Origin of the sequence: Bartonella silvatica (genome assembly GCF_040545155.1) — a bacterium.
GTDB lineage: Bacteria > Pseudomonadota > Alphaproteobacteria > Rhizobiales > Rhizobiaceae > Bartonella > Bartonella silvatica.
In genome coordinates, this window is the sequence record NZ_JBEPLI010000003.1 from 42,188 (window position 1) to 55,082 (window position 12,895).

The following is a 12,895-nucleotide window of genomic DNA, read 5'->3' on the forward strand; positions in this document are numbered from 1 at the left end:
TTTATTTTAGAAAATCCAACCCCATTTCGCGGTAACGTTCTGGATCACACTCCCAATTATCACGCACTTTTACAAAAAGAAAAAGATGAACTTTCTGATCCATGACTTCCATTAACTCCTTACGTGATGCCTGTCCAATCGCTTTAATGGTATCGCCTTTTGCTCCTAAAACAATTTTTTTCTGGCTATCACGCTCTACGTAAATAACTTGATTGATTTTAACAGAACCATCTGAACGCTCTTCCCAACTTTCTGTTTCAACTGTCGAAGAATAAGGCAGCTCATCGTGAAGACGAAGAAAAAGCTTTTCCCGTGTAATTTCAGCTGCAAGATGGCGCATAGGCATATCCGAAATTTGATCCTCTGGATAATACCATGGCCCCTCCTGCATCATTGAACTCAATCCATGAAGCAAATCTTTACAGCCAGAGCCGTTTAAAGCAGAAATCATAAATGTCTGCAAAAATCTCACGCGTTCATTAATCTCTGCTGTTAACGCCAGAAGAGATTCTTTCGCAATTGTATCAATTTTATTAAGGACAAGAATCTTATCTTGTTTCATATCTTTTACAATGTCTAACATTGCGTAAACATCGCTTGAAAGACCGCTTTGAGTGTCAACCAAAACAAGCAAAACATCAGCACTCTTAGCGCTTCCCCAAGCTGCAGATACCATCGCACGTTCTAATCGCTTTCGGGGATGAAAAACACCTGGTGCATCAAGAAACACAATTTGTGTATTATTATGAATAACAATACCACGTATTACAGTTCGTGTTGTTTGTACCTTATGCGTTACAATTGAAACTTTTGTTCCCACTAACTGATTCACTAACGTCGACTTTCCGGCGTTTGGCATTCCAATAAGCGCAACAAAACCAGAACGCGTCTTAATCACTTGATTCATGATTATTTTCCATTGTTTTCCATATACCTTCTCGTCGTAAAATTTTCTCAGCGGCCATTCTTTCAGCATATCTCTTAGAGCTGCCCTGCCCAATTTCTGGAGCAAAACCGGAAATACTTACTTCTACCATAAAAATAGGATCATGATCTGGACCAGAACGCTTTATAACACGATAATGTGGCTGTATATTCCCCTGTATATGTGCCCATTCTTGTAACTCTGTCTTAGCATCACGCCGAGCCGCATCCATTTGTTTTGCCAAACCTTGCCAATATCTTTGGATAAAAGGACGAACACTTTTTAATCCTCCATCCAGATACATCACAGCAATCAAAGCTTCTAAAACGTCAGCATGCATATTGATCAGTCGACGCCCTTCGAAATTTTTCATCTCAAAACCAACACGGGTCATCTTAGGCAACCCCATCTCTCGCGCAATCTGGGAACATGTCTGCGCATTGACTAAACCGTTTAAGCGTACCGATAACTCACCTTCGCTTGCCTGCGGAAAAAGTTGATACAGCATTTCTGCAATTAAAAGCCCCAGAACACGATCACCTAGAAATTCAAGCCGTTCATAATCTCCCTGTTCTGAATTTTGTACACTCGAATGTGTTAATGCCCTTTTTAACCTTTCTTCATCTTTAAAATGATGACCTGTTAGCTTTTCAAGCTGATCAATCACTGAACGCTTCATCACTGTTTCCTTGCTTGAGAAGTGGTAGATCATGAACAGTATTAATCAAAGAAAATAAACGCTGCCAACGCACATCAAATGGCCACCGCCAAATCTGCCAAGCACTTGAACCATTCCGAATAGAGAAAAAAATCACACTTGCCCGACCAATAAGATTTTCTTCTGGAACATAACCTACATCTAAACGGCTATCATCTGAATTGTCACGATTATCACCCATCATGAAATAATGTCCCGCGGGCACTTCAAAAACTTTTGTGTCATCAACTTCTGGGATAAAAGCTAAATCAAGTGTATCGTAGCTCACACCATTAGGCATTGTCTCGCGGTAAACAGAAACTGGATTATGAACTTCCGTTATATCAGGATCATTAACTTTCCCCATAAATTGACGTGAAACAGCAACATCGTTAATATAAAGGACACTTTGACGAACTTGTATACGGTCACCTGGTAAACCAACAACACGTTTTATATAATCAATATTTGGATCGCTTGGTAAACGAAAAACCACCACATCTCCACGCTGAGGCTGAGAAGCAAAAATACGGCCCGAAAAAATAGGAGGAGAAAAGGGGATGGAAAAATGAGAATATCCATATGCATATTTAGAAACGAATAGATAATCACCCACAAGTAAAGTGGGACGCATTGAACCGGAAGGAATACTGAAAGGCTGAAAAAAAAGTGTCCGAATAAGCGCCGCTAAAAACAGAGCTTGTATTAGAACAAGAATAAGTTCAAGAATTCCACCTTTTTCTTCTTTTTTATGCATTTTCTCTTTCTGGATCATTACAGACACCCTTCCAATCACAGCTATAATTCACTTTTTATTATAATATTCAAATAACAAAGGCACAATCTCTCACAATATTTATCCACGTGGTAGCGCTTCAATAATAACAAATGCTTGAGCCCAAGGAAAATCATCTGTTATAGTAAGGTGAATGACAGCTTCATAATGAGAAGGCAACAATTTTTGTAATTGCATTTGTGCACAACCTGTTAATTTCATGATTGGTTTCCCAGATGGGAAATTAATCACTCCCATATCTTTCCAGCTTACTCCATAGGCAATTCCTGTCCCCAAAGCCTTAGCGCACGCTTCTTTGGCAGCAAATCTTTTGGCATAAGAAGAAGATCTCTTTTGCAAACCTTCAGATTTACTTTTCTCAATATCGGTAAAAATACGTTGAACAAAACGGTCACCATAACGAACCAGCATTCTCTCAATTCGTCGTATATCAACCAGATCATTTCCAAGACCAATGATCATAAGATATCACCTGTTTTTTTTGTATCGTAAATTCTTTTTTTTACAATTCTCTGATATCGCTTTCGCTGAAAACGAGCGATTGCTCTGTAAACACCTATATAAGACAAACCACCAAACATAAAACCTAAAAGGGTCCCCCCTAAAATCATCGGTCTCATGATCGAATCCCACGTCCCCTTAAAAAGTAGAGATATATTTGATAATGTCAAACCATTAAATAGAGCGCGAATTTGCATAAGAGAAATCTCATTTACATTACTAAAAAGCGATAAACAGAAATACCCCACCTTATAATCAGCCATAACAATCAAAAGAAATGTAAGTGGGTTAGAAAAAATCGTCCCAATGATTGCGGCTGCAAAATTTGCACGCAACAACCAAGAAAGAAATATTGCTAAAACAATATGCATTCCAAAGAGAGGTGAACAAGCTAAAAAAATACCTATTGCAAATCCCAATGCCACTTTATGCGGCGTTGCGGATATACGCAAAATACGTTTACGTATGTAACGAAATGAACGAGAAAAGGAACGACGTGGCCACAACCACAATCGCATGCGTTTTACAAAACCCACTGGTTCTCGACGACGAAAAAGCATATGATTCTCAATACACATCTTGTAAAAATGAAGTAGTCCGCATAACTTAGATTAATTATTGGAAATTTTCACATAAAACAAAAAATTAAAAGATAATTAAATATTTCGACTTCCTGGCTTGATTGCTGGAATTTTGGCGAGTTCGGCAGGAAGTGCATCACTTTCATAGGACTCTATCTCATATTGAGCAAGTGCAATCAACGGAACACTAACATCAATCTTACCACCGGAACGATCAAGAATACACGCGCTTGCCACCACTTCTGCTCCTGCTGCAACCATAGCCTCAATCGTCTCACGAATAGAAAGACCTGTGGTCACAATATCTTCAACAATCACAACACGTGCTCCCTTCTTAACTTCAAAACGACGCAACTCAAATACACCATTGACACGCTCTACCCACAAAGAAGGAACATCAAGATGACGTGAAGTTTCATAGGAAGGAATAAGACCACCAATTGCAGGTCCAACAACATAATCAATTTTTCCTTCAACAGATTTTTTAATTTTTTCAGCCAGTCCACGACATAACTTTTCTGTCAAGTCAGCATACATAAATACTTTTGCTTTCTGCATATAAATTGCACTATGACGCCCTGACGTTAAAATAAAATGTCCTTCCAAAATTGCATCTGCTTGCTTAAAAATAGTAATCACATCTTGTGTATTCATCAAAAAACCTCTCTTTTTATCCATGAACTCGCTTCACTGCACTCACTGAGCCTGCTTCTTTTAGCTGAGAAAAAATACGATTTAAATGTTTTAAATCCCAAACTTCCAAATCAATTGTAATTTCTGTAAAATCTGGTGCGGTATGAATGAACGATAAATTTTGAATATTCGCATCATTGGCAGAAATCACTTGGGTAATTTCTGCCAATGAACCAGGACTATTAACAGCTAAAATATTAACACGCGCAGGAAAACGTTCATTCATTTTTGCATCGATATCCCAGCGAACATCAATCCACCGTTCTGGCTGATCATCATAAGCCATTAAAGCCGAAGACTGTATTGGATAAATAACGATTCCTGCTCCTGGTTGCATAATACCAACAATCCGATCTCCTGGAACCGCCCCTTCAGGAGAAAATCGTACAGGAACATCACCACAGGTTCCTCGAATAGGTAATGCTTTGGACGAATGACTGTCTGTCATTGCACTCTTTTCATTTTCTGGAACTCTAAAAATCATACCTTGAGCATTCTCAATATTAAACCACCCCTCTTCCCCAGATTTAAAAGAAGACTTTTGTACAATACGGTGATCTTGATAATCAGGATAAACTGCCTTTATTACATCAGCAGAAAGCAACTCACCACGTCCAACAGCAGCTAAAACATCTTCAACATCTTTACGTGCCAAACGGGGCAACACTTGTTTAAGAGCATCTTTTGAAAATTGTTTACCCATATATTCAAATGAACGCTCAAGTATACGATATCCCAAGCCCGAATATTGTTTACGCACCGCTGCGCGGGTTGCTCGACGAATAGCTGAACGTGCTTTTCCTGTTACAACAAGAAACTCCCACGCGGCTGGTGGAACTTGAACTTGTGAACGTATAATATCAACTTCGTCACCATTTTTTAATTTTGTCATTAAAGGCATAATACGACCATTGATTTTTACTCCCACACAAGAATCACCAATATCAGTATGCACAGCATAAGCAAAGTCAATAGGAGTTGCCCCTTTGGGAAAAGCAATCAGTCGACCTTTTGGAGTGAAACAAAAAACTTGATCTTGAAAAAGTTCAAGCTTTGTGTGTTCTAAAAACTCTTCTGGATTATCTCCACCTGACAAGGATTGAATCGTTTGACGTAACCATGCGTAAGCATTGGTTTCATTTGATAACTTTGAAGTCGAACAATTGGAACCATGATCCTTGTAAATGGAGTGTGCAGCAACCCCATATTCAGCAACTTCATCCATAGCAGCAGTTCTAATCTGTAGCTCAACACGTTGCCTTGAAGGGCCAACAATCGTTGTATGAATAGAACGATAATCATTCTGTTTTGGTATAGAAATATAATCTTTGAAACGACCAGGTACCATTGGCCACGTTGTATGAATGATACCAAGAGCACGATAACAATCATTTACCGTCTCAACAATAACACGAAATCCAAAAATATCAGATAATTGTTCAAAAGATAAAGCTTTACTCTCCATCTTGCGAAAAACTGAATAGGATTTCTTTTGACGACTCTTAACGTATGCTTTAATGCCGTGCTCGAAGAAAAGTTTTGTTAATTCATTTTCAATCCTAGAAAGCAAATCACGGTTGCGTTTCGATAACTCAGAAAGCCGATTGGTAATTGTACGATGACCTTCTGGATTGAGATACAAAAAAGAGAGATCTTCTAATTCTTCACGCATATCCTGCATACCCATACGGCCTGCAAGTGGCGCATAGATATCCATTGTTTCCTCAGCAATGCGCCGGCGTTTATCATCACGCATAACATCGAGGGTGCGCATGTTATGAAGACGGTCAGCAAGTTTAACTAAAAGGACACGAACATCCTCAGAAATAGCAATAAGAAGTTTACGAAGATTCTCCGCTTGGACTGCTTTCTTAGATACAAGATCAAGCTTATTAAGCTTTGTCAACCCTTCAACTAATTTACCAATTTCAGACCCAAAAAGCTGATCAATCTCTGCACGTGTAGCGCTTGTATCCTCAATTGTATCATGCAAAAGAGCAACTGCAATCGTCGCCTCATCCAGTCGCATATCTATCAAAATAGCGGCAACCTCTAGAGGATGAGAAAAATAAAGTTCTCCTGAAGCACGCCTTTGATGTTCATGCTTTCGCATCGCATAATCATAGGCTCTATTCAACAAAGCTTCATCTACGTCAGGCTTGTAACGTCGAATACGCCCAACAAGCTCATTCTGACGCATCATACGAACACACCCTTTATCTTTTCACAAACCTAAACCTTATGGAACATAGAACATTTCATCAATTAAAAAAAACTCCAACGTGATAATATATCTTCTCCCACGACATAGATAGCTTTAATTAATAATCATCACCTTTCTCTGGAACAACCAAACCTTCAATACCTGCTAAAAGCTCTTCTTCCGAGATATGATCAAATGAACCACCTTCTTCTTCTGTTGATGCTCCAAAAACAGTTTCAGTTTCACCGGAATGCGTAATAAACTCTTTTGCCATTTCTGGCTCATCCACTTCCACATGCTTTTGCAACGAATGAATAAGATCTTCCTTTAAATCAGCAGGAGATAACGTTTCTTCTGCTATTTCACGCAAAGCAACAACTGGATTTTTATCATTATCACGATCAACTGTAATCTGCGCACCCTGTGAAATCTGACGCGCCCGATGCCCAGCTAAAAGTACCAATTCAAAGCGGTTATCGACTTTATCAATACAATCTTCTACCGTTACGCGGGCCATTTATAACTCTTTCTTAAAATATTAAAAAACGTTTTTGTAAAGTGAAAGTATATACAGTAAACAAAGTAAAACACAAGAAAAACAATGCAATCTTTCATACTTTTTGCTTAAAGAAATCATTAAAAATGCCTTAGAAATTTTATAAAAAGCACATCACTCATTTAAGCCCCCCATTAATATAACTTTTAAAATACAGAGATCCCTCAATTTTTAAATCAAACAGAACAACAAACTTATCTGTTCAATTGACTCCCCGTTTTGAAAAATTCATTAAAAACTATACTGACCATGCAAATTTATCAAAAGTCCTTTTTTATAATAATAGCCTCATACATGTTTTCAAATAACCTGTTTATTGGAAATCATAAACTTGTTCCATTCAATATCATACTCTTTCCTTATTTTATTTATCGGAATAAATTATTGCATAATGATCATTCTTCAAAAACAATCGGCAATATTTTCATGTTAAGCTGTGTTATTAAATCATTTATTTGTATCCATTATAATTGTTATAAAACTATAACCCATCACATACACCATGAAAAAATGACGAATGTCTCCCCATGAATAGCCAATTAATATCATTTTGCCCAGAACCACCACAAAGTTGTAATTTATGCCCACGTCTCAATAAATTCATCTCTGACTGGCGTATAAAAGAACCAAGCTGGTATAATGCACCGGTCCATCCATTCTTCCCCTATAAAGGTGCAGCCACAACACGCCTGCTCATTGTTGGTCTTGCACCTGGACTACGTGGAGCAAATAGAACCGGACGTCCATTCACTGGTGATTATGCGGGACACTTGCTTTATTCCACTTTAAAAAAGTTTGGTTTTGCTCAAGGTAATTTTGAAGAAAGAGCAGACGACAGTCTTGAATTAATCGACACAACGGTTGTTAACGCAGTTCGTTGTGTTCCACCTGAAAACAAGCCGACTGGTACAGAAATTAATACTTGCCGAACTTTCTTTTCACCTCTTTTAACCAATCTTCCAAAACTTAAAGCTGTTATTACTCTTGGCACCATTGCGCATCATTCAACACTGCGTGCCCTCAATGCAAAAGTTATCGCTCACCCTTTTGGACACGGGGAAATAAACAACATCGGTAGATTACGCATCTTTTCAAGCTATCACTGCTCACGTTATAATACCAATACCGGTCGCTTAACAGATACCATGTTCCATCAGATTTTCGAATCAGCAAAAATATACCTTGATCAATGCTGAAAACTCTCTATCTGCTCTATGAGAAAGCACATGAAGATCACCCTCATCCATATTTTTTTAAAAGTCTTGCTTTTTCGCGCCCCCAATCACGCTTTTTTTCCGTTTCGCGCTTATCGTGAAGCTTTTTCCCACGTGCCAGAGCAATTTCTAACTTGGCACGCCCTTTTTCATTAAAATAAAGTTTGAGAGGAACAAGTGTCATCCCTTCACGAGAAGTCGCGTTAAAAAAACGTGCCATTTCACGTTTTGAAATTAATAACTTACGTAAACGACGTGGCTCATGATTAAAACGATTGGCTTGGGTATATTCAGGAATATAGCTATTCACTAACCATAGCTCTCCATTTTCAAAGCTTGCATAACTTTCAGAAATATTTGCATGATTAGAACGCAAAGACTTTACCTCAGCCCCCTGAAGGACCAAACCAGCCTCAAGACTATTGAGGATTTCATAATTAAAACGGACCTTGCGATTGTCAACAACTATTTTTCGTACTGGTACATTCTTCTTTTTATTCATAGCTACATTATATCGTTTTACTCTTTAAGAAGACCTGCATGCTGCAATGCTGCATCAATTGCCTTTTTTGTTGTATCTGCTAAAGAAACAATCGGCGAGCGAACAATATCACGACAAAAACCTAACTTTGCAGCAGCATATTTGATTCCTGCAGGATTTGGCTCAATAAACACCGCACGATTGAGCGGCATCAAACGGTCATTTAATTCCAATGCAGTTTTATAATCTCCACGCAAACAAGCAGCATACAGCTCTGTACAGAGTTTTGGAGCAACATTGGATGAAACCGAAATACACCCCACACCTCCATGTGCATTAAAACCTAATGCTGTACAATCATCACCGGAAAGCTGCACAAAATCCTTACCACACTTTTCACGCTGTTCACTCACACGCTCAATTTTGCTCGTTGCATCCTTAACACCAATGATATTTTTAAAATCCCGACAAAGATCTCTCATCGTTTCCACAGTCATATCGATAACAGAACGGCCAGGAATATTATAAATTATAATAGGTATCGAAATGGCTTTCGCAATAGAGGAAAAGTGTTTGTATAAACCAGATTGATTAGGCTTGTTATAATAAGGAGTGACAACCAAAACAGCATCTGCTCCTGCTTTTTGTGCGTGTTGCGCAAGCTCTACAGCTTCATTGGTGCTATTGGACCCCGCCCCTGCAACAACAGGAACACGCTTAGCAACCTGATCAACACATAATTCTATAACTCTCTTATGTTCTTCATGGCTTAAAGTCGGTGACTCACCTGTTGTCCCAACAGGACTTACACCATTAATACCTTGTTCAATCTGCCACTCAACAAAATTGCAAAATGTTTTCTCATCAATAGCGCCCTTATCATCAAACGGTGTGATAAGCGCGGTCACAGCTCCCTTGAGCATGATAAACTCCCTATAATGTTCTCTTTATTTAATGGTCATTATAAATAACCAATAACAAAGCATAATCTTGCTCTAATATTGAAGCAAGATGAATTTCACAATACCCCTTACAGATTTAACCTGCCGCCTCCATTTTCAAAGCATAAGGCTCTATTAACCCGATTTTCACGCTTCTGTTTTACAAGTTCTTAACTGTTTCCAATAAGTAAAGTCTCAAGGTCTTTTCTCCATGCGTGCATTCTCTTCTTCTCCTATTTTAAAAACCTCTACCGTACTTATACTGGCAAAAACATTTTTGTTTTCAAGTGCCTATGCACAAACACCCCCTTTACGCGGAAAAGTACCAATTCCTTTGGCACGTCCAACCTCCCTTACCACCAGTAAAGAGGCCCATCTCCCTCTTAGACAATTTCATACCACCCCTACATTTAAGCAACTTAAAGCGGGGTTAGATGCACTTTTAAACAACAATATTGCAACAACAATAAGCCTTCGTAATTCAATGGAAAAGAATAGCCTCGATCGCCACATTCTGACATGGGCAATCGGTATATCAAATCAAAATAATATTCCCAGTTCTGAAATATTTCACGCCATTAATGAACTGAAAGGGTGGCCAGGCGTCGTCACTATGCAACGCAATGCTGAACGTGCTTTTATTAATGAAACCAATTTAGCACACTTAATCATCCAAAAGTTTTCCCATCACCCCCCCCTTACAGTCGAAGGTATGGCTCTATTTTCTAAAGCACTTATCGCAACGAAACAAACCAATCGTGCTCGACAGATCATCGCACCATGGTGGCATAAAACGAAACTCAATGCAAAAGAAGAAGAGCTGGTTCTTCAAAATGCAAGCGCTGCATTAAAACCTATTGATCATCTGAAACGCATGAAATTTATGCTTTATGCGCACCGTTTTGATTCAGCTAAGCGGGCTGCAAAATTAGCGCATGCTCAATCCCTTTGCAATGCATTTATTGCTGTCGAAAAAAATGATCCTAAAGCCGCACAAAAATTACACACTGTGAAAAGATCATGGAGAAACGATCCTCTTTTACAGTTTGCGCGAATTCGTCACCTGCGTCGAACAGAACAATATAGCGCAGCAGCAACACTCATGATGAAAACACCAAAAGAAACACTCCATCTTATGGATCCGCAGACATTATGGGTAGAAAAACGTGCACTATCTCGTGAAATGCTCGATTTAAGAAAACCTAGAGTTGCTTATCAACTCGTTGCCACACACATTGGCTTGACACCTTCATTAGCGGTGGATGCTGAATTTCACGCAGGTTGGTATGCATTACGGTTTCTTCATGACCCTCAATTGGCGATGCACCATTTTTCACGCATTCCCCAATTGTCTTCCGCTCCTCTTTCTGTATCCCGTGGATATTATTGGATGGGACGAGCAGCAGAAAACTTAGGAGATCATAAAGCTTCTCAAAATTACTTTCACCGTGCAGCGCACTTTGGTACAACGTATTATGGTCAATTAGCCGCATCACACATAAACAAGAAAAAGCTTGAAATCTCCTTTCCAAAACCAACTCTCAAAGAGAGACAACATTTTAATGCACGAGAAACTATTAAAGTCATTCAACGCCTTGAAGCAGCTGGCTATACTGATTTTGCTAAGTTTTTTTATAGAGAACTGGGGAAAAAAATAGAAAGCCCTGGTGAATTAGCTCTTCTGGCTGTTATGGCAGAAAAAAATGGTGATTATTATACCAGCCTAAAAATCGGAAAAACTGCTGTTTTCCAAGGTAAAAATGTTGGTGCCCTTTCTCACCCACTCGGGGCTATACCAGCCTCTACTCATATCCCTAAAGCAAAAAAAGCACTTATCTATGCCATCGCGCGCCAAGAAAGTGAATTTAATCCAACGGCTATATCAAAAGCAGGCGCGCAAGGTATACTCCAATTACTGCCGACAACAGCCAAAACACTTGCAAAAAAGCACTCAATGACATGGTCACCCAAAAAACTGGGCAGTGATGTCAGTTATAATGCGACCTTAGGAGCTCATTTTTTGAATGAACAATTAGAACGTTTTAATGGATCTTATATATTGACTCTTATTGGTTATAATGCAGGTCCGCGTCGTGTTGATGAATGGATAAAACGTTATGGCGACCCTCGAGAACAATCCCTTGATAAAGTCATTGATTGGATTGAACGTATCCCTTATACAGAAACACGTAATTATGTGATGCGTGTCATGGAAAATTATGAAGTTTACAAGGCAAGGCTCATTGGAACAACAGACATAAAAACTGACCTTCTCTCCAAGAACTGGAGATAATGTGGTCCCGTTCCACTCCCGAAATCATTTATTCCATTTTATCAACGAATAAATCATAATATTACAGAAATGATAAGGATAAAAAATAGATGACTATTACCCTAAAAACATACGAGAACTAACTAAATATCAGTGACACCCTTATAATCTTGTTCACTTTTGACGGTGGTGGTGGCGGAAAAGAGCTCAAACGTTGAAGTACTGCCATCGCTAATCGATCAAGTTCTGGATTACCAGCAGATACAACAACACGACGAGAAAAAATACTCCCCTGCTCATGCACCCTAAATTCTAACTTTACTGTTCCCTTTGCACGACTGATACGCTGTCCAACAACATATTTTTTTTGCATCTCTAATTGTGCTTGTACCTTTGCTAGCCATTCTACTAATAATGTATCTTCCAGTGCAGCTGCATCACCACCATGACTCGTCACTAATGAACGCACTGCCTTTACACGAGGCGGTTTTACGACAGACTTTGGCATCGGTAGCGGTGCTTTATGTTCTACTTTTTGAGGAAGTGTTTTCTTCAAAGTTTGGACAACTGAAAAATCATCTTTTTCTATATGAGGTTGTATCTCTTCCGATTGAAGTTCATCGACTGATTCCAATATCTGTGATACCTGCTCTGAAAAATCAGGCTGTAATACTTCTGGCTCTGTATTCAAATTTAATAAGTCTGTATCGATCTCCAGAGAATCTGTGTCTGCATCTGAATGCATCACCTCTTTTACAAATATGGACGTAATCGCCGGTGAGAGCATCCCATTATGAACACCAATAGTGTTATAGAAATAAAACTGTGCTCCCAATGCTACGTGCAAAAAGAAAGCACAAATAAATGCGCCAACCCAAAGAGCTAATAACCGCCTCATATCTGTAAGAATCATGATCTCTTCCACCGCTATTCTAAACTTAATACTGGTGTTAATTTCATTAAAACAAGCTATTTTTAAATTGCAACTTTTTTCTTGACTGATTTTGTCATGTTTAATATGATTTTTCGGTGGTT

Annotated in this window: 13 protein-coding genes; 2 read left to right on the plus strand and 11 right to left on the minus strand. The window is 38.8% G+C overall.

Annotated features, from left to right (window positions below; translation table 11 throughout):
* Window position 1: 1 nt before the first annotated feature.
* The 8 genes from era to rpoZ form a co-directional block, all read right to left on the minus strand.
* Entirely contained in the window at window positions 2-907 is a 906-nt protein-coding gene (gene era / locus ABID23_RS02630) for a GTPase Era (protein WP_354189055.1), read from the minus strand.
* Complete coding sequence (rnc, locus tag ABID23_RS02635; protein ID WP_354189057.1) at window positions 891-1,604, minus strand: ribonuclease III; 714 nt, start codon at window positions 1,602-1,604, stop codon at window positions 891-893. Before rnc ends, era begins: the two co-directional genes overlap by 17 nt.
* On the minus strand, window positions 1,585-2,397 hold the full coding sequence (gene lepB / locus ABID23_RS02640; RefSeq protein ID WP_354189059.1) for a signal peptidase I: 813 nt from the start codon (window positions 2,395-2,397) through the stop codon (window positions 1,585-1,587). The genes rnc and lepB overlap by 20 nt, the downstream gene beginning before the upstream one ends.
* Before the next feature lie 81 nt (window positions 2,398-2,478).
* Window positions 2,479-2,880 carry a holo-ACP synthase gene (gene acpS / locus ABID23_RS02645; RefSeq protein ID WP_354189061.1) on the minus strand — a complete coding sequence of 134 codons (402 nt, stop codon included), beginning with the start codon at window positions 2,878-2,880 and terminating at the stop codon, window positions 2,479-2,481.
* Entirely contained in the window at window positions 2,877-3,479 is a 603-nt protein-coding gene (locus ABID23_RS02650) for a DUF2062 domain-containing protein (RefSeq protein WP_354189063.1), read from the minus strand. Before ABID23_RS02650 ends, acpS begins: the two co-directional genes overlap by 4 nt.
* 96 nt (window positions 3,480-3,575) lie before the next feature.
* Window positions 3,576-4,154: an orotate phosphoribosyltransferase gene (gene pyrE / locus ABID23_RS02655; RefSeq protein ID WP_354189065.1), complete on the minus strand. Its 579-nt coding sequence runs from the start codon at window positions 4,152-4,154 to the stop codon at window positions 3,576-3,578.
* Between the two features lie 16 nt (window positions 4,155-4,170).
* Window positions 4,171-6,396 carry a RelA/SpoT family protein gene (locus ABID23_RS02660; protein ID WP_354189067.1) on the minus strand — a complete coding sequence of 742 codons (2,226 nt, stop codon included), beginning with the start codon at window positions 6,394-6,396 and terminating at the stop codon, window positions 4,171-4,173.
* 118 nt (window positions 6,397-6,514) lie between these two features.
* Entirely contained in the window at window positions 6,515-6,913 is a 399-nt protein-coding gene (gene rpoZ, locus ABID23_RS02665) for a DNA-directed RNA polymerase subunit omega (protein WP_354189069.1), read from the minus strand.
* 566 nt (window positions 6,914-7,479) lie between these two features.
* Here rpoZ and ABID23_RS02670 point away from each other — a divergent pair.
* Window positions 7,480-8,148 carry a uracil-DNA glycosylase gene (locus ABID23_RS02670; protein ID WP_354189071.1) on the plus strand — a complete coding sequence of 223 codons (669 nt, stop codon included), beginning with the start codon at window positions 7,480-7,482 and terminating at the stop codon, window positions 8,146-8,148.
* Window positions 8,149-8,191: 43 nt separating this feature from the next.
* Here ABID23_RS02670 and smpB read toward each other — a convergent pair whose 3' ends face one another.
* The gene (smpB, locus tag ABID23_RS02675) at window positions 8,192-8,668 is read right to left on the minus strand and encodes an SsrA-binding protein SmpB (RefSeq protein WP_354189073.1); all 477 of its coding nucleotides are present in this window, start codon (window positions 8,666-8,668) and stop codon (window positions 8,192-8,194) included.
* Between the two features lie 17 nt (window positions 8,669-8,685).
* The gene (gene dapA / locus ABID23_RS02680; RefSeq protein ID WP_354189075.1) at window positions 8,686-9,570 is read right to left on the minus strand and encodes a 4-hydroxy-tetrahydrodipicolinate synthase; all 885 of its coding nucleotides are present in this window, start codon (window positions 9,568-9,570) and stop codon (window positions 8,686-8,688) included.
* 229 nt (window positions 9,571-9,799) lie between these two features.
* On the opposite strand from dapA, the gene ABID23_RS02685 reads away from it, so the two are divergent.
* Window positions 9,800-11,881, plus strand: a complete 2,082-nt coding sequence (locus tag ABID23_RS02685; RefSeq protein ID WP_354189077.1) for a lytic transglycosylase domain-containing protein — start codon at window positions 9,800-9,802, stop codon at window positions 11,879-11,881.
* A 118-nt stretch (window positions 11,882-11,999) separates the two neighbouring features.
* On the opposite strand, the gene ABID23_RS02690 is transcribed toward ABID23_RS02685, so the two are convergent.
* A complete protein-coding gene (locus ABID23_RS02690) occupies window positions 12,000-12,773 on the minus strand; it encodes an energy transducer TonB family protein (protein ID WP_354189079.1) in 774 nt (257 codons plus the stop codon).
* Window positions 12,774-12,895: the final 122 nt, after the last annotated feature.